The following is a 21,119-nucleotide window of genomic DNA, read 5'->3' as shown; positions in this document are numbered from 1 at the left end:
GCAGAACATTCGTGCTTTTTGTTAAATGGTGCTACTATTAATTTATAGCAAGTATGAAAGGAGTTTTTTACGATGACAAACAAAGATCGCATTGAAGGAAAAGTAACCGAAACAAAAGGGAAACTTACAGGAGATGACTCCGAAGAATTAAAAGGCAAAACCCAAAATAAATATGGGAAAGCCAAAGATAAGGTTGAAGATTTTGCGGATGATGTTTCTCGTAAAGTAAATGACTTCTTTGACAAAAAAGACGACGACAAACCTAAACATTAAACTTAAAAGCATCCCTGCAACAAGAACATGTTGCAGGGATGCTTTTTTATATTCCACTGATTTGTTTGTTTTTTCGTTTGTACCACCAATTCATCAGCGCTTTAGGATAGACAAGCAGCAAACTGATGAATAAGCAGGCAACCAGTAATAAACCGAGCCGAAGAGCGATGTTCCAGAGACTGACATCATACCCCTCATAGAGATTACGGTAAAAAATTTCTAGTGGGTAATAAGAAATCATGGATAAATAGAACCAGGTTCCCAAAGAAAGCAGCCAATAAACTGGTGCGCGCAATTTAGGGATCGTTAAATAATCACCGTCATTTTCTAAAGAGATTTTCGAGAACACTTTTTCGGCAGCAAGAATCAGCAAGCCGCTCAAGCCGAGGTAAAGGAGCAGCAGCCACCAAGGGTAGACATATCCTTGCGGCCAATCGATCCACGTTTGAAAAGGAATCAGAAAATCCCCATGACTAAGAAACACAAAACTAAAAAACTCGCGGGTACATTGGAAAAAGCTATACCCCATTGATCCTAGAGAAATAGTGAAGAAGACCGAGAGCATGCCAGTAAACAGATTCCCCAGCAAAACGCCTAACAAGAGACCTGCAGCAAATACTAGCAGATTCGTTGCCAAGGTACTAAGGGCAGAAAGCAGCACGTCTTGAAGCGGCACAGCGAGATAGCGAGCTGGGATCATCGTGTATTCGATCAGGATATGACCTAACAGACCCAAGACTAAACAAGCGGTCAAGGGTAAGCCGATAAAAAGCAGTTTCTTGTGAAAGACGTGCTTTCTGCTAAAGGGTAAAGCAAATAAAAAGCGATTGAAATTGGTGCGGCCATCGACAAAAAAGGACAAGAAGCCCCAAATAAACAGGAAGACAATCACAAATTGATTCATGGTGGTCATATAAGGGCGATTGTAATAAATCTCATCAGGGGACTCATTGCTGATCGTCAATACCGCATCGCGGTACTCTGTTGCCGAATCAAAGTAAACCGGGGTTTCACCCTTGTAGCTTTTGACATAGTACTCTCGATTTTCGTTGAAATCTTTGATAAATTCTTCAGATGTCAAATAGCGTTCTTGCTGATGCCAGGCTTTTTGTGATTGACAGCCATCACCAAGGTACATTAAGAGTAAGACAAAACAAAAGCCGATCAGCAGCTTGCCGTAGCGTTCTTTAAATATATTGCTTAACATCGTTTTCCACCTCTATCCTTCCACTAATGCCTCTTGTCGTAAATTTGCTTCAAACAGATCTTCCAAGGTCAATGGCAATTCTTCGAAAACCAAAGGATCAAGTTGCTGGATCTCAGCCGCCAGCTCCTCTGTGTAATTGTCAAACAAAGCGGTCAGAACCCGTCCTTGTTTTTGAATCAGCTTGGTGCGCTGCTTGATAAGGGGAGGAATCTGTTTGCTGCGAAAGACAAGTTGGAGTTTGCGAGATTGTTCGCGAATCGTTTCCAAACGGTAGTCTCCTTCAATCGTTTTCCCTTTGATCAACAAGGCACGATCAATAATATGCTCTAATTCATTTAGATTATGGGAAGCGATCAATGCGGTACGATTCGACTCACTGAGGCTTTCCAGCAATAGTCCGATCACTTTTTTACGGACGATCACATCAAGCCCATCAAAAGGTTCGTCTAACAGTAAGAACGTCGCATTTGAAGCGATCGCTAGAATCATCTTATAAAGACCTTGCATTCCTTTTGACATTCGCCGGTAAGAAAGCGTTAGCGGCAGACCATGGCTTTGCATCAATTCTAAATAAAGATTTTGATCAAAATTCGGATAAGCAAGCCGATAAAATTGATTGATTTTTTTTAACGAGTAGGCAGCCAGAAAGTTTTCTTTTTCATCGATATAAAAAAGCTGTTCTTTTAATTCCGGGTGCTGATCCAGGCGTTGGTTATCGATTGAAATCTCGCCATCATCTAGTAAATAATGTCCAGCGACCGTCCGAAACAACGTGGTTTTCCCAGAACCATTGCGGCCGATCAATCCTACGAGTTCTCCTTTTTCCAAAGAGAAGTTCACGTTTTCTAAGATAGTTGTTTGTTCCATTTTCTTGGTCACATGTTCGATCTTCACTGTGGATCGCCTCCTAACTCTTGTTCAAAGCCATTCATCCAATCGCTCAGCTCACGCATGCTGATCTGTAAATGGCGTGCTTCGATCACCAATTCTTTCAAACGTTCTTTCACTTGTAAGATCCGAATCTCATCGCGTGGCAGATCCTCAGTAACTTTCACAAAGGTGCCTTTTCCTTTGATGGTGACAAGCACTTGCTCATTTTCCAATACTTTGTAGGCTTTGCTGACGGTATTTGGATTCATCAACAGGTGCTTGGCCATTTCACGAACCGAAGGCACTTGATCTCCGGCGGTTAGAACACCGTTCAGAATATCTTCTTTGATACTTAAAACCAATTGCTCATAGTAAGGTTTGCTGCTGGCTTTGTTAATACGAACCACAAAATCAGCTCCTTTCATTTATGTGTACTAGTATACGTAGTACACTAGTGGAAGTAAAGTCTTTTATGATAAAATAAGCAAAAAGGAGCTGATGAGGACAATGGAACGATGTGAGTGGGCCAACAGTACACCAGCAATGCAGGAGTATCATGATACAATCTGGGGGAAACCTGAATACGAGGATCAGCAGTTGTTTCGAAAACTGGTGTTAGATATGAATCAAGCAGGATTGAGCTGGCAAACGATTTTAAACAAGATGACGAATTTCGATGCAGCATACGATCAGTTTAATATCATAAAAGTAGCGAACTATACGGAAGAAAAAGTGGAAGAACTGATGATGAATCCCGGAATCATTCGCAATCGACGAAAGATTGAAGCAGCGATCATCAATGCCCAAGAAGTTTTAAAAATCCAGCAAGAATACGGCAGTTTCTCCGCATTCTTGTGGCGATATGTCGATCATCAGCCAATCATTAATGAATTTCAGCAGCAATCCGATGTACCGACCCATTCGGAAATCTCTGATCAGCTAGCGAAAGATTTGAAAAAGCGAGGGTTTAAATTTGTCGGAACGACCATTATTTACGCCTTTATGGAAGCTGTCGGCATGGTCAACGATCATTTAGTCACTTGTGTTTGTCGAACATCAGCAGCAAACAAAGAATAAAGGAGCGAGCATAATGGGAAAAGTGATATTCTATGGTGCGATCAGCCTCGATGGCTATTTAGCAGGTCTGAAGGATCAACTGGACTGGCTGTTTCAAACTGATACCGGTGTCGCCACGACTTATGAAGCATTTTTTGCAACCATCGATGCGACAGTGATGGGGAGAAAGACCTATCAAGAAGCAAAAAAACTTATGGATGGAGGACTGTTGTATCCCGAAACGACAAATTATGTTTTTTCCCGTACACAAAAAGAACCGTTGCCGGATGCAATCCTAGTGGAATCGGATCCAGTGGCATTTGTTTCAGCATTGAAACAAGAGAAAAACGTATGGGTAGTGGGTGGGGGTTCCCTATTAAAACCCTTACTAGAAGCGGATCTGATTGATGAATGGTTTATTCAAATTGCGCCGGTTCTTTTAGGAGACGGCAAACGATTGTTTGAAGCAGGGGATTATGCGAGGCGCTTGACGTTTGTTGAAACAAAACAGATGGGGGAACTGACAGAACTTCATTATGTTCGAAAAGCTGAGCAAGTAAGCAAGTAAAAAATACAAACTATTTTTCTACGCAAAAAAGACCAAGAAACTCAACGCTGAGTTCCTTGGTCTTTTGATACAGATTCATGGATTAGTTGAATCGTTGAAAGAATTCAATATATTTTGCAAGGATCGTTTCGAAGAAGCTCACTGTATCTGGGTTGATCTCATTGTTTTCATCGATCAAGTTGGTGATTCCACCGATATAGGCTTCTGGTTGTTGCAGAGTAGGCATATCCAAAAAGACTAATGATTGACGTAGGTGATGGTTTGCACCAAAGCCGGCGATCGCTCCTGGAGAAACGCTGACGACTAAGGCTGGTTTGCCACCCCAACTGCTCGCACCGTAAGGACGAGAACCAACATCTAAAGCATTTTTCAAGGCTGCAGGAACAGAGCGGTTGTATTCTGGTGTAAAGAAGAAGACACCATCAACGGCGCTTAATGCTTCACGAAATGCTGTCCATTCAGCAGGAACTTTTCCTTCAACTTCCAAATCTTCATTGTAAAAAGGCAAGTTGCCGATCTCGATGAAAGATGCTTCAAAACCTTCTGGTAATAGTGATGCGAATTTTTTCGCTACGAGTTTATTGTAAGAACCTTCCCGCAAGCTGCCGACGATAAAACCGATTTTTTTTGTCATGTAAAATTCCTCCTTGTTGTTTTCTACTCATTTAGCTTACCAAAAGTAAGTGGATGGTGCAAATAAAACGATTTGACCTTAAAAAGGTTTCTCTAGTATTTATGATACGCGTCCAGATTCATTCTGGCAAAAGATAACCATGCCGAAAAAACAGGAAAGAAAAACTTTTTTCAGCTGTAAAGAAAAAACTCTTTACACCATCAGAAAAACCTGTTAAACTAGCTCTTGTGATTAAATCAATGGAGGTGTAAATAATGGCAGTAAAAATTCGTTTAAAACGCATGGGTTCTAAAAAGAAACCTTTTTACCGTATCGTCGTAGCAGATTCACGTTCTCCTCGTGACGGACGTTTCATCGAAACAGTTGGTACTTACAATCCTTTACTAGACCCAGCTGAAGTAACAATCAAAGAAGATCTAGTTCTTGATTGGTTATCTAAAGGTGCGCAACCTTCAGATACAGTTCGTAACATCCTTTCTAAAGAAGGCGTTATGAAAAAACACCACGAAGCAAAATTCACTAAGAAATAAGGTGACTTTGGATGAAAGATTTGCAAGAATTAGTCTTAACGATCGTTTCACCACTTGTTACCAAACCTGAGGATATCAAGCTTGAGCTGGTAGAGTCAGATGATTTCTTGGAATATAATCTTACTGTGGCACCAGAAGATATTGGCCGTATCATCGGTAAACAAGGTCGGGTTGCCAAAGCAATTCGAACGATCGTTTACAGTGTACGGACAAATGGACCGAAAAAAGTTCGTTTGAATATCATTGATGGTAAATAAGCAAGAGTGTAAAGCATTTCTCAAAGAGAAATGCTTTTTTTGTAAAATTCATGCTTAAGATGGAGGACAAAAAAGGATGGTTTTGAGATAATCAAAAATGAGGAGGTGCTTGTATGTCTCAACTAATCGCATGGATCGTCGTTCTTTTGATTCTCGTCTTTATTTATAAAATCGGTTCTTTTCTTTGGCGAACGCTAGGGATCTTGTTGTTGCTCTTTTTAATTTGGGTCTATCGTGAGGAGATCATGACGCAATTGAACCAATGGACACAAAACTTTCGTTGGGGCGACCTATCGACGATCGCCAATCAAGTTTGGCAATGGATCAAGGACGGCTTCCAATCACTGCAAAATTGGGTCACTAATCTTTAAAAAATCGACAAAAAAAATGACAGACAATCTGACTTGTTTGTCATTTTTTTTATTGAGGGGTACCCTTTGTATAAGGAGGGGAACATCATGAAAAAAGAACTAGGATTATTTGTTACGCTGCTAGCGATCGGAACCTTGGCTGGCTGTACTAATCAAAAAGACCAAGAAACCAGTCAAGCCAGTACAGCTGAAACAACAGCAACGACTATGGTGGAAAGTACCCAAACACAAAAAAGTAGTCAGTCAGAAACCAGTCAATCAACTGCATCGACTAGTCAGGCGGTTTCTGAGGATTCTTCAAATACGAGTAGCACCACAGACATCTATAGCCAAATACAAGCGGTATTCCCTGATCTTGCCTTGCCAAAGGACGTTCCGCTTGCTTCGGGTAAAGTGTTGAATGCTGCCACAGCTGGCAGTCAATCCGATGCCTCGATTCTTTATTATGGACTTGATCAGCAATTGTCTCTCAATGACAAGGCGTTGAACGAAGAAACACCGCTTGCTGCTTTTCAATCAAAAGAGTATCAATCAGCGGCTGCAGCGGTCAATGTAACAGCGGATGATGGCGGACAAGCCGTTGATCTCGGATATGGGATTACTGGGCATATGCAAGGAGCTGCTGGCTCCAGTTATTTAAGTTGGCAAGAAGGAAATTGGTCATTGACTGTTCGAGCAGTCAACCAAGAGGAACAAGATCCTGTGCCGGTTGCCAAAGAAGTGGTAGCGTATCTAGAAGAAGCCATGCTTCCAGCACCTGAGGTCGGTCAAATCACTATCGATGTGGGAAAAAATGACCATACAGCAACTACCGTGGTCTGGCAACAAGAAAAGATGCTTCGAACGGTGCAACATCAAGATGCACGTTCAGCATTGGAAATGGCCGTTTCAATGAATCAATAAGTTTCAGATTAGGACATTGCCCCTTTGATCAAGCGTCGAAGGGGCGTTTTTCGCGCGATGATTTTGAGGAAAACAGGGGGTGCTAGGAAACGGCTAGAATTCGCTACTTTGCTATGCTAAAATAGAACAGAAGTTAGAAGAAATGGGGAACGAACGTGACAGAATATTTAAACGTAGGGAAAATCGTCAATACACATGGGATCCGTGGAGAAGTACGAGTGATATCGCAAACGGATTTTCCAGAAGAACGCTACCGTAAAGGGGCTGAATTGACACTTTTTCGTGAAAATAAAGAGCCATTACCATTGATTGTTTCAGGTCATCGCAAACATAAAAATTTTGATTTGTTAACGTTTGAGGGCTATCCTAACATCAACGACGTTGAACCGTTTCGTAACGGCATTTTAAAAGTTACCAAGGATGATTTGGTGGATCTAGCAGAAAATGAGTTTTACTACCATGAAATTATTGGTCTGGAAGTCGTCGAAGAAGATGGTACAGTCATTGGCAAAGTCAAAGAGATCCTTTCACCAGGCGCCAATGATGTTTGGGTCGTTCAACGAAAAGGGAAGAAGGATGCCTTGATTCCTTATATCGAGTCGGTTGTCCACACGATCGATCTTGAAAATGGTCAGGTCACTGTGGAAATCCCAGAGGGGTTGTTAGACGATGAGAATTGATGTATTGACACTATTTCCACGAATGTTCGAAGGTCCTCTAGGAGAGTCGATCATCGGCAAAGCACGGGAAAAGGGATTGTTAGAAATCAATGTCTCTAATTTCCGTGATTATTCTGACAACAAGCATCAAACAGTGGATGACTATCCTTATGGTGGTGGAGCAGGAATGTTATTAAAAGTCCAACCTGTCTATGACAATATCAAAGCGATCGAAGAAGCGACACCAGAAACGAAAAAGCGGGTGATCCTATTAGACCCAGCGGGAAAACCCTTTGATCAAAAGATGGCGGAAGAATTCTCTACCGAAGAGCACCTTGTTTTTATTTGCGGTCACTATGAAGGCTATGATGAACGAATCCGTTCATTGGTCACTGATGAAGTGTCACTGGGCGATTACGTCTTGACTGGCGGCGAATTGGGGGCAATGGTTATGATCGATGCGACGGTCAGGCTATTACCAGAAGTTTTGGGCAATCAAACCTCCGCACAAACTGATTCTCATTCCACTGGTTTATTAGAGCATCCGCAATATACACGCCCAGCAGAGTTCAAAGGCATGAAAGTGCCGGAAGTTTTGATGAATGGCAATCATAAATTGATCGAGCAGTGGCAATTAAAAGAATCCTTGCGCCGAACGTATCAGCGACGTCCAGATATGCTGGAAACTTATCCGCTGACCGCTGAAATGCAGAAGCTTTTAAAAGAAATTGAAGACGAAGCGAAGACTGGCAACTAAAATAGTGCCAGTTTTTTTGATATTCTGCGCCATGACAAGAAAATTCTCTTTACAGCCTATGGTCGACTGTGGTAAGATATTTCAGTGAGTGTAAACTCAACTATTACGATGTTCCGCTGGAGCTTTCATGCTTTAAGAATGTTTGGGAATAAGGAGAATGATAAACATGAATCCATTGATTCAAGAACTAACTCAAGAACAATTACGTACTGACATCCCAGCTTTCCGTCCTGGGGACACTGTTCGCGTTCACGCGAAAGTTGTCGAAGGAACTCGCGAACGTATCCAGTTATTTGAAGGTGTTGTCATCAAACGCCGCGGTGCTGGTATCAGCGAAACTTATACAGTTCGTAAAGTATCAAACGGTGTAGGTGTTGAACGTACCTTCCCATTGCACACACCACGTGTTGCACAAATCGAAGTTGTTCGTTACGGTAAAGTACGTCGTGCAAAATTGTACTACTTGCGTGCATTACACGGAAAAGCAGCTCGTATCAAAGAAATTCGTCGTTAATCATTTATTATCAGATGAAGCAAAAGCCCTTGATTTCAAGGGCTTTTTTCTTTTGTTCGGCGTTATGTTCTATCATTTTAAAGTTCTAGAATTGATTAATTGTGGAAAAAGGGGAGGCTGTTACAGTGTTTTCTTTCTTCATAGATAAAAAGACAAAGTACTGGTTATAGTACTTTGTCTATCGAGAGGCTGTCCATTGTTCGGACGAGCGTTTTTTAATTAGCTTTGTCTATTCATCCCTTGAAACAACAACCATAGATTTGATCGTTTTTCGTTCCTGCATATCGGCATAGGCTTGGTTGATATCATCTAAATCATAGGTTTGGGTGAAAACGCGGCCTGGATTGATAGTACCATCAAGCACCGCTTTTAACAGGATTTCCTTATCATATGTTGTGACCGATGCAGATCCTCCCGCAATGGAAATGTTTTGAGCAAAAGTGGAACCGATTGGTCGATCGTCATAGTGAGGGACGCCGACATAACCTACACGACCACCATTATGCAATACACCAAGGGCTTGTGTAATGGCAGCTTCTGTACCAACACATTCAAGAGCGGCATCCGCGCCTCCGCCAAGGATCTCGCGTACCTTCGCGATTCCCTCTTCACCACGCTCAGCCACAACAGCTGTAGCACCTGATTGAAGAGCCATTTCTTGTCGATCTTTATGACGGCTCATTAAAATAATTTGGGAAGCCCCACGCATTTTTGCCGCGATGACAGCACATTGTCCTACGGCACCATCGCCAATCACGACGACTTTATCCCCTTTTTCTACATGTGCACAACGTGCCGCATGATATCCTGTGGGCATAACATCTGCCAAAGTTAAAAGAGACTTGATCATACCTTCCGTATAATCAGCTGGCTGACCTGGAACTTTTACAAGGGCCCAGTTGCCGTAATGGAAGTTGATATACTCAGATTGGAAACCGTTAGACCAATTCTTTGTACCTTGATGACGGTCGCATGTGCCATCAAAGCCGGCACGGCAAGCATCACATTCACCACAACCATGGGTGAAGGGGACGATGACAAAATCTCCAGGTTTCACAGTCGTAATGTCTGGACCGATTTCTTCAACGATGCCTAATGCCTCATGACCATCATTAACTGAATGAGGTTCTTTACTATCGCCATGGGCATACGACCAAAGATCAGAACCGCAAACACATGCTCGGACAACTTTAATAATAACATCATCGGCTGCTTGCAAAGTTGGCTTTTTTACTTCTTCCACTTTAACTAATCCTGCTTTTTCAAAAATTGCTGCTCTCATATAAATCCTTCTTTCTTAAGTTAGTATTGTTAGTATAAATGCTGAAGTTAACTTTAGGTCAAGAAAAAGACACATCAAGAAATGACGTTCTCTAAAAAATTCCATTCAGGTTTTCCTTCAAGAGCAAACGTAGTGCTAACAAAAATAATTATTTCTATTCGTTAGCCGTTTCTTACGATGTTTTAAGTGGAGCATGCGCAAATGACGCCTGGAGACGGTTTGTCATTCAAACCGCCTGCCGTTTCTGAAACTTCTATCCAACTTCCCTCAATGCTTCATTTGGCGCAACAAAAATTACATGTACGTCAGAGTAACTTTTTTCATAAATGATTTTAGCTTATCTAGCAGAGGATACCATGAAATGATCGTCTAAAGTTTTGCGAAGACAGAATACTTTCTTCAGATTCAAGTTTATTTCCCTCTCAACAACTGTTACTGATCAGCAGTTTTTTATAAAAAAGGCAAAGAGGCAATAAACGGAGATTTTAATTAAACGTTCACTACACATTTAGGCTATAGAAGTTCATTTTGAGTGATTAGGTAGTTGCTGATTGATTACTATGTTTTTCCGTATTATGTGCCGATCGTAGTTGGGGAGCCTTTTGGGCTTTTTGATTTTGACACAGTAAGGCCATGAAGCAGGTTACGGGATGTTTCTTATGCTGCGTACCGCTGGGTACCCTTGTATTTTGATGGGAACAGTCGTCTGAGTGAAACACAATGCCATCGATTGAAACTTTTTGTGGATACTTATCGGCTGTCCAATAATGACAGAGTACAGATTGTCGATTGTTTGATCGACCGCCTTTGTGCACTAGTTGCTTTTGTGAGTAGAAAAGGAGAAGAAGGGAATGGAAATTTTCAGAAAAACATTGACGAGGGATATCTTGCTAAATACCAATAGGACATTCAGCGCCTGAAAGAAAATAAATCGCAAGTCATCGAAGGGATAAAAATAGAAGAATAGAAGAACAGTGAGTACAAATCATCCTACAGTCTTCTATCAGATCGTCTTGGTGTTTTTTATTGAAACGATTGTTATTTATAGAGATGAATTATCTCTATCTTTTTACTTTTTAATTTTATGTAATCTGGAAATAAAGAAAAAATTTTGAATGATTTCATTATTGTTTTCTAATAAATGATTACAGAAAAAAAGCAATAAATTCCCCTTTTTTTGATGATTTCTATGGTAATCTTCTCGATAGAGAACTTTCTTTTATCTAGCTATTGCTGACCTCTATGCGTTAGTTAACTACTTCACAAATAAAAGGAAGTTCTTTATTTAATCGAATTGAAAGAGGTGTCTTTGTGAAAGCAGCTGTAGTATCAAAAGATAAGGTTGTAAAAATCGAGGAAAAAGAATTAAGAGCGCTTCGTCCGAATGAAGCATTACTGAAAATGGAGTGTTGCGGTGTCTGCCATACTGACTTGCATGTAAAAGATGGCGACTTTGGAGATGCATCTGGGATCGTACTCGGACACGAGGGAATCGGTAAAGTGGTTGCAATCGGTGATGATGTTACTTCTCTAGCAATCGGTGACCGTGCAAGTGTCGCTTGGTTGTATGAAAGCTGTGGATCATGCGAATATTGTGTGAACGGGAATGAATCATTATGCCGTTCGGTTAGAAATGCCGGCTATTCTGTAGATGGTGGTATGGCTGAAGAATGTATCGTTGTAGCTGACTATGCAGTGAAAGTTCCAGAGGATTTAGGTTCTGCTGAAGCCAGCAGCATTACTTGTGCAGGTGTAACCACATATAAAGCGGTAAAAGTTTCTGACATTAAACCAGGTCAATGGATCGCCATCTATGGTTTAGGGGGACTAGGAAACCTAGCCTTACAATATGCTAAAAATGTCTTTAATGCAAAAGTGATTGGAATCGATATCAACGACAAACAGTTGGACTTCGCAAAAGATCATGGCGCTGATCTTGTAATCAATCCTGCGAAAGAAGATGCGGCAAAAATCATTCAAGAAGCAACCGGCGGCGCACATGCAGCTGTAGTAACAGCTGTTTCAAAAGCAGCCTTCAATTCTGCTGTTGATGCTGTTCGTGCGGGCGGTACGATTGTAGCGGTCGGTCTCCCACCAGAAAGCATGGACTTGAACATTCCTCGACTTGTATTGGATGGGATTAAGATTGTCGGTTCCCTTGTTGGAACACGAACTGATTTAGCAGAAGCTTTCCAATTTGCAGCGGAAGGGAAAGTCGTTCCTAAAGTAGTCATGCGTCAGTTAGAAGAGATCAACGATATTTTTGATGAAATGCTTTCAGGAAAAATCAAAGGACGGATGGTCATTGATTTTCAAGAAAAATAAACGAAAATAGAGAAACCGACTATGAATTTTTAGCGAAGGAGAAAATTTCGTGTGTAATTTATTGATCATTGACAGCGAAGAGCGAAGAGCAGTTAGCGAGATGGTTCGTTTGATTGATCGTCATTTCCCAAATGTCATCTTGCTTCCAATGGTTGATTCGAAAAAAGCACTTCAGCGTACCTGTCTTGAGCAGATGGTTGAGATTGCAGTGATCAATGCGGATGGCGAAGAGGACTGTTTTGAATTATACAAAGAGTTGCTTTCTTTTTATCCGAATGCAAAAGCAATTTTGTATTCTGCAGTAGAAAGTTTTGCTATCGCTCAAAAAGCGTTGCGTTACGACTTGATCGATTATTTGGTCGAACCGATCACCAATGATTTTGTTTATGCATTGGACCGAGGGATTCAATCCATCAATCAGATTTCCTTGCTGCACGTCGAGAAAAACAATGAAGCTTCTCCTTCGCTTTCTTTAAGACATAAGATATTGCGCTATATTCATGAAAATTATAGAGAACATATTACGTTAGACACTTTAGCAGATCACCTGCATTTAAGTCGGTATCACACCAGCCGTTTGATCAAGAATACATTAGGAATGACCTTTTCATTGTACTTGATGATTTATCGTATTGAAGTTGCCAAAAAAGAACTCTCAACAAGTGATCGATCAATCAGTGAAATTTCTGTTAGAGTAGGATTCAATGATCCAAATTATTTTAGTAAGAAATTTAAAAAAGCAACTTCTTATACGCCCAAAGAGTATCGAAAAATTTATCGTGGGAAAGTAACCGTGATCGACTCAAGACTTGAGCTTTGAGTATTAAATAAAGTAGTTTGGGCTGATTGTATTAGCGAAAACATGATTCTTTGCTAATGCTTATCAAGTTACTTTTTCATAGATGAGAAAAGCTAAAAGGCCTATGTGTGCAAGGCCTTTTTTTACTTGAAAAAAATTTTGGATCAAGTTATTCAGACTAGCAGCAGAGGACAAAGACTGATGTTTTTGTGAATGAACCGATAGGTGCTATAATGAGAACGGATTCAGCAGTGCAGCTTACCAAAGAAAGGGAGCAAGAAAATGGCGAACAAAATGGTGTTTATTAACTTGCCTGTCACTGATATCAAACGTGCAACATCCTTTTATGAAGCGCTGGGGTTTGTAAAAAATGAAGAGTTCTCAAACGAGACCAGCAGTGGAATGGTTTGGAGTGAATCGATTTGGTTAATGCTGTTAGAACATGCGTTTTACCAACAATTTCTAAATGGTAGAAGTATTGCAGATACAAAGAAGACGAGTGGCGCATTGATCGCGTTTAGTTTTGACACACCAGAAGAAGCAAAGAATTTTGCAAAAATCGCTGAAGAAAATGGTGGACAGTCGTTCCAAGTTGATATGGGGATTCCAGAGGACATGATGGTCGGTTATGAAATCGTTGATCCTGACGGCAATCAGATTGAGTCTGCTTGGATGAAGGGCTATTAGCAAAGTGCTCGTTTAAATAAAAAGGAAAAAAATGGTTCAGTATGCAGTTCCCTCAAGAAGTTAGGCTTTTGTGCTAACTTTTTGAGGGCTGCTTTTTCTTGATGGGATCCTCGAGTTTTGTAAGATTGGTCAGTACCCTTTGTCTAAATCTGAAAAAAGAGGTATGATACAAGAAAAAGGAGTGGAGACGAAGTGAAATATTCAACGAAATACAGCGACGCCATTCACATCCTCGCTTACATCCACCTCTTTAAAGGAACTGATCTATCAAGTGATCGGATCGCCCAGAGTGTTGAAACGAATCCTGCTTATGTTCGCCGGATTATGAGTGATCTGCGTATTGCCGGATTGATCGAAAGCCAAAGAGGAAAACCAAACCCTAAACTAACGAAGGAACCAAATGAGATTTCTTTGTTGGACATCTATGCGAGTGTTGAAAAAGATCAGCATCTTTTACATGCGGACAAAAAGACCAATCCCAATTGCTTGATTGGGGGGAATATCCAAACGGTATTAGAGGAAACTTACGATGTGCTGCAAAAGAAAATTGAGCAGGAAATGAGCGCTATCTCGCTACAATCCATCATTGACGGCATTCAAGTAGAAGCCAATCATTAAAAGTGTCACATAAAAGGCTGTAAAAAAAGAACTTTCACCTGCTAGGCAAATTCTTGACAGGGAAGAAAGTTTCTTTTATACTCTAGTTGTAACTTAATTAGTAACAACTGATTTTGAAAAAAACAAAAGTAGGAAGGATGATCATTATGAAAATCGGTATTATTGGCGCAACAGGGAATGCAGGTTCAGCAATTTATCAAGAAGCAGTACAGAGAGGACACGAAGTGACTGCTATCGTGAGAAATGAAGCGAAGGCCAAAGAACAACTTGGTGAGACGGTCAAAACACTTACAAAGGATGCTTTTTCTCTCACAGAAGAAGAGCTCAGTGACTTTGATGTGCTTGTTGACGCGTTTGCGACAAGTCCTGACAAAGCTTACTTGCATGTGGATCTGGCAGCAAAATTAGTGCACCTGTTTCGAGAAAAAAACACTCGTTTGTTCTTCATCTTAGGAGCCGGCAGTTTATTCAATGAAGCGGGGGAACGTAATCTCTCTGAGTTGAAAAAAGCACCAGGAAGCGAAAGTTGGATTGCGATTCCAGAAAATCAGCTAGACGAATATCTCTTTTTAGAAACAGTCAAAAATGTCCCTTGGGTGGGGATTTCTCCTGGGAATGTCTTTCAAGAAGGACCAGCTAAACCAGCGATTTTAGGGAAAGATCACTTACTATTCAACGAACAAAAGCAATCGGTGACATCTAGCGGTACGTTAGCTAAGGCAATTATCGATGAGATCGAAACAGTACAACATGAAAACACTCGCTTTACTGTGATTGATGCCTAGTAAGTTTTCAAAGACGACTGAGAAGGAAATGCCATGAGTAGCGTTGACTATTGGTACGAGTGGATGGATAGGCTATTTTAGGCAACAGTTCTTTTTTCACATTATTGTTTCCCATACTCAGTAATTTAGACAAGACAAATCCTCTGTCTTTGCTTATAATCAAGGACAGAGGTGAGAAAATGAATAAAAAAATCGAAGCGTATGAATTGATGCTTCTGCAATTAAAAGGATTATTAGAAGCAGAGAGTAATTGGATCGCTAATCTAGCAAACTCTTCTGCTTTATTAAATGAAACATTGGAAGATACGGTGTTTGCCGGCTACTATTTGTTTGAAGAAGGCGAACTGATCTTAGGCCCGTTCCAAGGAAGAGTATCTTGCACCAGAATCACTATGGGCAAAGGGGTTTGTGGGGAGTCAGCGGCAAAACAAACGACATTGATCGTCCCAAATGTCAAAGAACATGAGAACTATATCTCTTGTGACTCGGCAGCTATGTCTGAAATCGTTGTTCCTATGGTAGCTGATGATCAATTGATTGGTGTTTTGGATATCGATAGTGGCAAAACGAACAGCTATGATGAGATCGATCAGAAATATCTTGAAGAATTTGCGGCGATCCTAGTAGCTAGTCGTAAATAAATCGTCATTTCTTAATAATTAGCAAAAAACAATATAACGTTTACAAAGCAAGTGTTCATTGAATAATGGGCACTTTTTTCATTTTCGTTTTAAATGGACATGCATATCGCTTTATTTTATTAGAATTAGATGATAAGATGATAATACAATTAGAGAAACGAGTAGTAAGGAGCGCATTATGGAAGCAGAAACAATTGTATTAGGTAAAGCATATGAATGTAAACCAGTCGGTTTAGAAAGCCGCGTTATCGGAGAAGTGGTCAGAAAAATGGAACGTTGTGCGGTTTTGCATGTGATCCGTTATGAAGAGACTGATCATGACGAGCTTGAAGAACGTTGTGGACGAGTTGTGGCAAAATACAACGAGATCTATCAACCAGCATTGGTTGAATGCTTTTCTAGCTAAGGGTTAATCCCAATCAAACGAAGCCATGCACGTAAACCAATTCCCTTAACAAAGGGGCTGTTTCTTGGAAGCAGCCTCTTTTTTTGATTCTTGGACACCGCTGCGTAGAAAAATACATGCTATAATGGGCGAGAAACTAGCAGAAAGCAGGGAGCGAAATGGAATTAGAAAAAACGGTCATTGATGACAAACAGATGCTTTTTGAATTGCCGAAGGAAGCAGGGCAACTGCAAATTGTTAAAGGAAAACTTATTGAAACAAAAGACAATACCGTCCTCTTAGCCATAAAAGAAGGCCAATTACTATCAGTAGCAGATGAGAAAACATTTGATGACAAGCAAGAATATGATCGCTTAATGATCCTTACACCACCTTGGGAGATCATGGCGCCATACTTAGCAGCCTATTATCAAGAGAAATATCAACTGTCCAATGCTTCCAACGCACCTATCGTGATTCCACAGGAACTGCAACAAGGGGTCGCTGTTTGTGCGGAACCATTTGATTGCTTGATCGATTTTCTGGGTTATGTATCTACCAGCAAAAAGGAAACGAAAGCGGTGAAAAAAGGGGGTAAGCCTCGTCATAAATGGTCAAAAGAATTACAAGATGAACCCTTTATGGTGGATTATCAAGGAAGTACAGCAACGGTCTATTGGCAGAAACGCAACGAGGTTCGAATTGAAAAAGGCGCTACTTTGCGTCAAGAGGTTCCTTTGAACAAAGACGGCTCGGTGGGCTTTTCAGCTCGATTAGCAGAAAAGATACGGCAAGAGAATCAATCAGCGATCAAAGAGGGACGAACGATTGCAGACGTCGTATTAAAAAGTGTCAATGAGGTCGGCATGTTTCTTTACTATGGGGGGACCAATGGCTGGCTTCAATTAAAAGATCAGCAAGGAAGAACCCTGAACGAGCGAACGGTGGAATAGAAAAGAGAGATACTGAACAAGAAAGCGATCCACCAAAGCGAACGGAATCAGCTTTGGTGGATCGCTTGTATCGTTTAACTAGGAGTAGGCTCTTCATCGATCAAGACAAATTCTTGACCTGTTTTGGACAAAACAAGGCTCGGTTTTGCAGTTCCTTCCTTTTCTGCTCGATACGCCTCTCGGTGCTTTTGCAGATGTTCGGGGCGTTTTAACCAAGCTTGAAATGCTTTTTTCTCAGTCCATTTTGACACCAACTGGAAAACGAGGCGGTCTTTTGATTCTGAAAACCAAGCTTCAGCAGAGTGACAGCCAGCAAATGTTTTCATTGAGGCGGTATCTTTTTTCATTTTAGCAAGAAAGATGTCTTTGCCTTCTGGAATGACTTCAAATGCGACGGTACGGATATACATGAAATTCCTCCTTTGACTGTGAGTGATTTCATTTAGTATAGCGCTAATTGAGAATCATTGTCAATTAGCGTAAGGAATTTGTACATTTTTATCGATTTTCATTTTTTGATTAAATCATTCAAAAGCCTTGAACAAATGAAAAAAGTACGTATAATTAATATACGTACTGAAGAGTCCGAAGAGTATTGGAGAAAATGGATACTTGGGGAAGTCTTTCTTTTCTCACGTGCAATACTCTTCGTTTGTTTAGTGTACCACTCCCATTTTAAAATAGATACGTTTTTTTTACTTTCTGAGGAGATTTCTTTTATTCCTTGAGTTGAAAGGCAAAAAAGTGGGAAGGCTCTGAGAAAGCGCTATGAAGACGAAATTTATGTCTTCTTTTTTTGTGTGAAAGGGAAGGAAAATTAAGAAAGTTTTTTTATCCATTTTACCTGCGAAATGATGTATAAGAAAGTATCAAAAGTTCTGATTACTAGAAGATCAGGACTTTTTTGTATGCTTTCTTGGCACGACTCCTTTCAACGATATTCAGTATAAAGTCGCTCTTTTCTACTTTTTACATTCAGAAGAGCGCTTCTGACACAACTATGTAACCTCTTACATTTTTTGGTCGTGTTAAATTGACAGGCTGCATAAACATGCGGTAAACTCGGTACAACAAACAGAATTTTTTGAATTATCTGAATGTTAGAAGGGGATGAGTAAAAATGGGGAAACGTAGCAAATATGCAGTATCGCTTGTGTTACTAGGCAGCTTATTTTTAGCAGCTTGTCAAAATGGCAATGAAGATAACGAGACGGATTCATCAGCCGCTTCTTCTGCAGAGCAAGTGATCAATGTGCAATTTTCGGCAGAGATGGGCAGTGCAGATATTTCTTTAGCAACCGACTCTTACAGCTTTATCACGTTAAACAACGCCTATGAAGGTCTTTATCGCTTAGATGAAAACAATGTTCCTGTGATCGCTGGTGCAAGCGAAGACGCTGAAGTTAGTGAAGATGGGCTTTCTTACACCATTTCACTGCGGGAAGAGGCAAAATGGTCCAATGGCGATCCAGTTACTGCAGCTGATTATGTTTTTAGCTGGCAACGCACCGTTGATCCAGCCACTGCTTCCAATTATGCTTATATGCTGGCACCCGTTAAAAACGCTGCCGCTATTTCAGATGGTACGCTAGATAAAAGCGAGTTAGGGATCGAAGCAGTCAATGATCATGAATTAAAAATCACGTTAGAAAAACCGACGCCTTACTTTTTATCTTTACTGGCTTTTCCAACTTTCTTCCCACAAAACGAGCGTGTCGTGGAAGAGTTCGGTGACCAATATGCCTTAACCAGTGAAAACGCGGCGTACAATGGACCATTCCTATTGACCAATTATGCTGGACCAGGCACCGACATCCAATGGACATTGGCGAAAAATCCCGATTATTGGGATGCCGATTCGGTCAAACTTGAAACAATTAACTTTGATGTCGTGAAAGACTCATCGACCGCTTATAACTTGTACGAAAGCGGACAAGCCGATGACATTATTTTAAGCGGTGAATTGGCGATGCAGAATGTGAATCATCCTGATTACATTGTTCAGCCTAGTGCAACCACTCAGTATTTAGAAATGAATCAAGCACCAGAAGATTCGCCTTTTCGAAATGCAAATCTGCGCCAAGCCATTTCGTATAGTATGAATCGACAACAAATCGTTGACAATATTTTAGGCAACGGCTCCTTACCGGCGGTCGGTTTTGTTCCTTCTGACCTAGCGTTTAATCCAGAGACAAAGGCTGATTTTGTCGAGGATGCGGCAACCACGTTAGCCTTTGACGAAGAAAAAGCCCAAGAATATTGGGAAAAGGCAAAAGCTGAACTGGGGATCGATACATTGTCTTTTGAACTGTTGACATCAGATACCGATCAATCGAAAAAAATGGCAGAATACATTCAAGGCACCTTGCAGCAAACACTGGATGGGCTGACTGTCGAAGTCACAAACGTTCCATTTTCTGTGCGCTTGGATCGTTCAAATAGCGGCGATTTTGAGATGGTCATGAACAACTGGATCGGGGATTATGCAGATCCAATCAACTTTTTGGAATTGTTCAAAAAAGACAGTTCCTATAATCGTGGAAAATGGCTAAATGATGACTACAATCAATTGATCGAACAAGCCTCCAATGAAAATGCTAACGATCCAGAAGCCCGTTGGGAAAATATGGTAGCAGCAGAAAAAATCTTAAACGACGACTTAGGCGTTATTCCACTCTTCCAAAGTGCTGAAGCACATCTACGGTCGCCAAAAATCAAAGGCCTCATCGTTCATAGTGTTGGCGCGGCCTATGATTATAAAAATGTCTTTGTCGAAGAATAAGGAGAAAAAAGCTCCTTTTGTCTATTCATTGTCTGACTTCGCCAAAGAGGGCAGCAGACGAGAAAAACGTTACTAGAATGTTTAGCAACTTGATAACAAGGAATAAAGCAGTTCTTTTTCTAGCAGCGAACAATGACGTATTCATTTTAGCTAGATAAGAACTGCTTTTCTTTTTGGGAGGAACACCAATGAAAATCACAGCAGTTGAAACCAAAAGAATTCCGATCCAGCTGAATGCACCCTTTAAAACGGCGCTCAGAGAAGTGCACGCCGTCGAAGTGATTCGAGTGCTGCTTTTTTTTGATAATGGGATCGTTGGCATCGGAGAAGCAGCACCTACCGAAGTGATCACCGGTGATACAAAAGAAAGTATTTTAAAAGATATCGAAACGGTCTTTGCCCCGTTCCTGTTAGGCAGAAAGGTAGATGCCCAATTGCTAGTAATGGATGAGCTTCATGCGTTGATCCAGCATCATACGAGCCCTAAAGCGGCGATTGATATCGCGTTGCATGATGCACTGGCAAAAGCGGCCAACTTGCCTCTTTACCGCTATTTAGGTGGTTCTGCCAATACACTGACAACCGACTATACGATCAGTGTTGGCTCACAGGAGCAGATGCTGCATGATGCCCAAGCGAAAGTCCAGGCGGGATTTCGCTCCTTGAAAATCAAACTAGGGGCAGGAACGATCGAAGAGGAAGTTGCGAAAATTCGCCGCATCAATGAACGCTTGGCAGGAAAGATTCCCTTTCGAATTGATGCGAATCAAGGCTGGACCAAAGAAGAAGCGGTGCAGATTTTAGACCAATGGCAAGACATTCCGATCGAGTTTGTTGAACAGCCAGTAAAAGCCCATGATTTTGCTGGACTCAGCTATGTGACTGCTCGTACGACGATTCCAATCATGGCTGATGAAAGTCTTTTTTCCTATGAGGATGCCAAACGTTTGATTGCTGAAAACTGCTGCAATTATTTGAACATTAAATTGATGAAAAGCGGCGGGATCAAAGAGGGACAAAAAATTTATCACTTGGCAAAAGAGCATCAAATGCCAGTGATGGTCGGTTCGATGATTGAAGGGTATGGGGGAATGGCGGCAGCCGCCCATTTTGCCTTGGGGATGGCCGACGTCCAATTTTATGATCTGGACGTTCCTTTTATGTGGGAGACCCAAACGACTTCCCCTGAAATGCAAGGGATTCTTCAGCGTCCAGGAAGCTTGAGGGTCACCGAACGCATCGGTCTAGGAATCAACGAATAAA

General features: G+C 41.1%; 26 protein-coding genes. 20 read left to right on the top strand and 6 right to left on the bottom strand.

Going from position 1 to position 21,119, the window contains the following annotated elements; all coding sequences use genetic code 11:
- Nucleotides 1-72 precede the first annotated feature (72 nt).
- Nucleotides 73-273 carry a CsbD family protein gene (locus tag A5878_RS12345; RefSeq protein ID WP_008377398.1) on the top strand — a complete coding sequence of 67 codons (201 nt, stop codon included), beginning with the start codon at nucleotides 73-75 and terminating at the stop codon, nucleotides 271-273.
- Nucleotides 274-319: 46 nt separating this feature from the next.
- On the opposite strand, the gene A5878_RS12340 is transcribed toward A5878_RS12345, so the two are convergent.
- From A5878_RS12340 to A5878_RS12330, 3 genes are read right to left on the bottom strand one after another with little or no spacing between them, the layout of a single operon-like run.
- The gene (locus A5878_RS12340) at nucleotides 320-1,480 is read right to left on the bottom strand and encodes an ABC transporter permease (RefSeq protein ID WP_086295644.1); all 1,161 of its coding nucleotides are present in this window, start codon (nucleotides 1,478-1,480) and stop codon (nucleotides 320-322) included.
- A 12-nt stretch (nucleotides 1,481-1,492) separates the two neighbouring features.
- Nucleotides 1,493-2,374 carry an ABC transporter ATP-binding protein gene (locus A5878_RS12335; RefSeq protein ID WP_086295643.1) on the bottom strand — a complete coding sequence of 294 codons (882 nt, stop codon included), beginning with the start codon at nucleotides 2,372-2,374 and terminating at the stop codon, nucleotides 1,493-1,495.
- Nucleotides 2,371-2,757, bottom strand: coding sequence for a GntR family transcriptional regulator (locus A5878_RS12330; protein ID WP_005228910.1), 387 nt, complete (start codon nucleotides 2,755-2,757; stop codon nucleotides 2,371-2,373). The genes A5878_RS12335 and A5878_RS12330 overlap by 4 nt, the downstream gene beginning before the upstream one ends.
- A gap of 100 nt (nucleotides 2,758-2,857) precedes the next feature.
- On the opposite strand from A5878_RS12330, the gene A5878_RS12325 reads away from it, so the two are divergent.
- Together A5878_RS12325 and A5878_RS12320 are read left to right on the top strand one after the other, a co-directional pair.
- Nucleotides 2,858-3,427 carry a DNA-3-methyladenine glycosylase I gene (locus A5878_RS12325; protein ID WP_060792534.1) on the top strand — a complete coding sequence of 190 codons (570 nt, stop codon included), beginning with the start codon at nucleotides 2,858-2,860 and terminating at the stop codon, nucleotides 3,425-3,427.
- Between the two features lie 13 nt (nucleotides 3,428-3,440).
- Entirely contained in the window at nucleotides 3,441-3,974 is a 534-nt protein-coding gene (locus tag A5878_RS12320; protein ID WP_060792533.1) for a dihydrofolate reductase family protein, read from the top strand.
- A gap of 82 nt (nucleotides 3,975-4,056) precedes the next feature.
- Here the strand turns inward: A5878_RS12320 and A5878_RS12315 are convergent, their stop codons facing one another.
- Nucleotides 4,057-4,608, bottom strand: a complete 552-nt coding sequence (locus A5878_RS12315) for an NADPH-dependent FMN reductase (RefSeq protein ID WP_005228916.1) — start codon at nucleotides 4,606-4,608, stop codon at nucleotides 4,057-4,059.
- A 254-nt stretch (nucleotides 4,609-4,862) separates the two neighbouring features.
- Here A5878_RS12315 and rpsP point away from each other — a divergent pair, with 254 nt between their 5' ends.
- The 7 genes from rpsP (at nucleotide 4,863) to rplS (ending at nucleotide 8,599) form a co-directional block, all read left to right on the top strand.
- On the top strand, nucleotides 4,863-5,138 hold the full coding sequence (gene rpsP, locus A5878_RS12310; RefSeq protein ID WP_005228917.1) for a 30S ribosomal protein S16: 276 nt from the start codon (nucleotides 4,863-4,865) through the stop codon (nucleotides 5,136-5,138).
- A gap of 11 nt (nucleotides 5,139-5,149) precedes the next feature.
- Nucleotides 5,150-5,395, top strand: a complete 246-nt coding sequence (locus A5878_RS12305) for a KH domain-containing protein (protein ID WP_005228918.1) — start codon at nucleotides 5,150-5,152, stop codon at nucleotides 5,393-5,395.
- Nucleotides 5,396-5,508: 113 nt separating this feature from the next.
- A complete protein-coding gene (locus A5878_RS12300) occupies nucleotides 5,509-5,766 on the top strand; it encodes a hypothetical protein (protein ID WP_005228919.1) in 258 nt (85 codons plus the stop codon).
- Nucleotides 5,767-5,853: 87 nt separating this feature from the next.
- On the top strand, nucleotides 5,854-6,669 hold the full coding sequence (locus tag A5878_RS12295; RefSeq protein ID WP_060792531.1) for a hypothetical protein: 816 nt from the start codon (nucleotides 5,854-5,856) through the stop codon (nucleotides 6,667-6,669).
- 155 nt (nucleotides 6,670-6,824) lie between these two features.
- Nucleotides 6,825-7,349, top strand: a complete 525-nt coding sequence (gene rimM / locus A5878_RS12290) for a ribosome maturation factor RimM (RefSeq protein WP_005228921.1) — start codon at nucleotides 6,825-6,827, stop codon at nucleotides 7,347-7,349.
- On the top strand, nucleotides 7,339-8,085 hold the full coding sequence (gene trmD, locus A5878_RS12285) for a tRNA (guanosine(37)-N1)-methyltransferase TrmD (protein ID WP_010749727.1): 747 nt from the start codon (nucleotides 7,339-7,341) through the stop codon (nucleotides 8,083-8,085). The genes rimM and trmD overlap by 11 nt, the downstream gene beginning before the upstream one ends.
- Nucleotides 8,086-8,251: 166 nt before the next feature.
- Nucleotides 8,252-8,599 (top strand): 50S ribosomal protein L19, encoded by a 348-nt coding sequence (gene rplS, locus A5878_RS12280; protein WP_002357176.1) that lies wholly within the window; start codon nucleotides 8,252-8,254, stop codon nucleotides 8,597-8,599.
- Between the two features lie 229 nt (nucleotides 8,600-8,828).
- Here the strand turns inward: rplS and A5878_RS12275 are convergent, their stop codons facing one another.
- A complete protein-coding gene (locus tag A5878_RS12275) occupies nucleotides 8,829-9,881 on the bottom strand; it encodes a zinc-binding dehydrogenase (RefSeq protein WP_060792530.1) in 1,053 nt (350 codons plus the stop codon).
- Nucleotides 9,882-11,192: 1,311 nt separating this feature from the next.
- Here A5878_RS12275 and adhP point away from each other — a divergent pair.
- The 8 genes from adhP (at nucleotide 11,193) to A5878_RS12230 (ending at nucleotide 17,074) form a co-directional block, all read left to right on the top strand.
- A complete protein-coding gene (adhP, locus tag A5878_RS12265; protein WP_005229064.1) occupies nucleotides 11,193-12,206 on the top strand; it encodes an alcohol dehydrogenase AdhP in 1,014 nt (337 codons plus the stop codon).
- 100 nt (nucleotides 12,207-12,306) lie between these two features.
- On the top strand, nucleotides 12,307-13,026 hold the full coding sequence (locus A5878_RS12260; RefSeq protein WP_171805173.1) for a DNA-binding response regulator: 720 nt from the start codon (nucleotides 12,307-12,309) through the stop codon (nucleotides 13,024-13,026).
- A 261-nt stretch (nucleotides 13,027-13,287) separates the two neighbouring features.
- Nucleotides 13,288-13,692: a VOC family protein gene (locus A5878_RS12255; RefSeq protein WP_005229066.1), complete on the top strand. Its 405-nt coding sequence runs from the start codon at nucleotides 13,288-13,290 to the stop codon at nucleotides 13,690-13,692.
- A gap of 192 nt (nucleotides 13,693-13,884) precedes the next feature.
- Complete coding sequence (locus A5878_RS12250; RefSeq protein ID WP_010749722.1) at nucleotides 13,885-14,310, top strand: Rrf2 family transcriptional regulator; 426 nt, start codon at nucleotides 13,885-13,887, stop codon at nucleotides 14,308-14,310.
- Nucleotides 14,311-14,447: 137 nt separating this feature from the next.
- The gene (locus tag A5878_RS12245) at nucleotides 14,448-15,095 is read left to right on the top strand and encodes an NAD(P)H-binding protein (protein WP_005229078.1); all 648 of its coding nucleotides are present in this window, start codon (nucleotides 14,448-14,450) and stop codon (nucleotides 15,093-15,095) included.
- A gap of 179 nt (nucleotides 15,096-15,274) precedes the next feature.
- The gene (locus A5878_RS12240; RefSeq protein ID WP_086295642.1) at nucleotides 15,275-15,736 is read left to right on the top strand and encodes a GAF domain-containing protein; all 462 of its coding nucleotides are present in this window, start codon (nucleotides 15,275-15,277) and stop codon (nucleotides 15,734-15,736) included.
- 178 nt (nucleotides 15,737-15,914) lie between these two features.
- Complete coding sequence (locus tag A5878_RS12235; RefSeq protein ID WP_005229082.1) at nucleotides 15,915-16,142, top strand: hypothetical protein; 228 nt, start codon at nucleotides 15,915-15,917, stop codon at nucleotides 16,140-16,142.
- A gap of 158 nt (nucleotides 16,143-16,300) precedes the next feature.
- On the top strand, nucleotides 16,301-17,074 hold the full coding sequence (locus A5878_RS12230) for a hypothetical protein (RefSeq protein ID WP_060792529.1): 774 nt from the start codon (nucleotides 16,301-16,303) through the stop codon (nucleotides 17,072-17,074).
- 74 nt (nucleotides 17,075-17,148) lie between these two features.
- On the opposite strand, the gene A5878_RS12225 is transcribed toward A5878_RS12230, so the two are convergent.
- Nucleotides 17,149-17,484, bottom strand: coding sequence for an antibiotic biosynthesis monooxygenase (locus tag A5878_RS12225; RefSeq protein ID WP_005229087.1), 336 nt, complete (start codon nucleotides 17,482-17,484; stop codon nucleotides 17,149-17,151).
- Between the two features lie 710 nt (nucleotides 17,485-18,194).
- Between A5878_RS12225 and A5878_RS12215 the strand changes: the two genes are divergently transcribed.
- Nucleotides 18,195-19,856, top strand: coding sequence for a peptide ABC transporter substrate-binding protein (locus A5878_RS12215; protein WP_016608695.1), 1,662 nt, complete (start codon nucleotides 18,195-18,197; stop codon nucleotides 19,854-19,856).
- Between the two features lie 188 nt (nucleotides 19,857-20,044).
- On the top strand, nucleotides 20,045-21,118 hold the full coding sequence (locus tag A5878_RS12210) for a dipeptide epimerase (RefSeq protein ID WP_060792528.1): 1,074 nt from the start codon (nucleotides 20,045-20,047) through the stop codon (nucleotides 21,116-21,118).
- Nucleotide 21,119 lies beyond the last annotated feature (1 nt).

Origin of the sequence: Enterococcus sp. 3G6_DIV0642 (assembly GCF_002140635.1) — a bacterium.
Lineage (GTDB): Bacteria > Bacillota > Bacilli > Lactobacillales > Enterococcaceae > Enterococcus_D > Enterococcus_D casseliflavus.
Note: the sequence above shows the minus strand (reverse complement) of the source record. Positions and strands in the feature narration are given on the sequence as shown.

What these genes read in the sequence shown, in the direction of transcription:
- A5878_RS12345 (WP_008377398.1), top strand. Translation starts at nt 73, where the DNA reads ATGACAAACAAAGATCGCATTGAAGGAAAAGTAACCGAAACAAAAGGG.
- A5878_RS12340 (WP_086295644.1), bottom strand. Translation starts at nt 1,480, where the DNA reads ATGTTAAGCAATATATTTAAAGAACGCTACGGCAAGCTGCTGATCGGC.
- A5878_RS12325 (WP_060792534.1), top strand. Translation starts at nt 2,858, where the DNA reads ATGGAACGATGTGAGTGGGCCAACAGTACACCAGCAATGCAGGAGTAT.
- A5878_RS12320 (WP_060792533.1), top strand. Translation starts at nt 3,441, where the DNA reads ATGGGAAAAGTGATATTCTATGGTGCGATCAGCCTCGATGGCTATTTA.
- A5878_RS12315 (WP_005228916.1), bottom strand. Translation starts at nt 4,608, where the DNA reads ATGACAAAAAAAATCGGTTTTATCGTCGGCAGCTTGCGGGAAGGTTCT.
- rpsP (WP_005228917.1), top strand. Translation starts at nt 4,863, where the DNA reads ATGGCAGTAAAAATTCGTTTAAAACGCATGGGTTCTAAAAAGAAACCT.
- A5878_RS12305 (WP_005228918.1), top strand. Translation starts at nt 5,150, where the DNA reads ATGAAAGATTTGCAAGAATTAGTCTTAACGATCGTTTCACCACTTGTT.
- A5878_RS12300 (WP_005228919.1), top strand. Translation starts at nt 5,509, where the DNA reads ATGTCTCAACTAATCGCATGGATCGTCGTTCTTTTGATTCTCGTCTTT.
- A5878_RS12295 (WP_060792531.1), top strand. Translation starts at nt 5,854, where the DNA reads ATGAAAAAAGAACTAGGATTATTTGTTACGCTGCTAGCGATCGGAACC.
- trmD (WP_010749727.1), top strand. Translation starts at nt 7,339, where the DNA reads ATGAGAATTGATGTATTGACACTATTTCCACGAATGTTCGAAGGTCCT.
- rplS (WP_002357176.1), top strand. Translation starts at nt 8,252, where the DNA reads ATGAATCCATTGATTCAAGAACTAACTCAAGAACAATTACGTACTGAC.
- A5878_RS12275 (WP_060792530.1), bottom strand. Translation starts at nt 9,881, where the DNA reads ATGAGAGCAGCAATTTTTGAAAAAGCAGGATTAGTTAAAGTGGAAGAA.
- A5878_RS12260 (WP_171805173.1), top strand. Translation starts at nt 12,307, where the DNA reads ATGGTTCGTTTGATTGATCGTCATTTCCCAAATGTCATCTTGCTTCCA.
- A5878_RS12255 (WP_005229066.1), top strand. Translation starts at nt 13,288, where the DNA reads ATGGCGAACAAAATGGTGTTTATTAACTTGCCTGTCACTGATATCAAA.
- A5878_RS12245 (WP_005229078.1), top strand. Translation starts at nt 14,448, where the DNA reads ATGATCATTATGAAAATCGGTATTATTGGCGCAACAGGGAATGCAGGT.
- A5878_RS12240 (WP_086295642.1), top strand. Translation starts at nt 15,275, where the DNA reads ATGAATAAAAAAATCGAAGCGTATGAATTGATGCTTCTGCAATTAAAA.
- A5878_RS12235 (WP_005229082.1), top strand. Translation starts at nt 15,915, where the DNA reads ATGGAAGCAGAAACAATTGTATTAGGTAAAGCATATGAATGTAAACCA.
- A5878_RS12230 (WP_060792529.1), top strand. Translation starts at nt 16,301, where the DNA reads ATGGAATTAGAAAAAACGGTCATTGATGACAAACAGATGCTTTTTGAA.
- A5878_RS12225 (WP_005229087.1), bottom strand. Translation starts at nt 17,484, where the DNA reads ATGTATATCCGTACCGTCGCATTTGAAGTCATTCCAGAAGGCAAAGAC.
- A5878_RS12215 (WP_016608695.1), top strand. Translation starts at nt 18,195, where the DNA reads ATGGGGAAACGTAGCAAATATGCAGTATCGCTTGTGTTACTAGGCAGC.
- A5878_RS12210 (WP_060792528.1), top strand. Translation starts at nt 20,045, where the DNA reads ATGAAAATCACAGCAGTTGAAACCAAAAGAATTCCGATCCAGCTGAAT.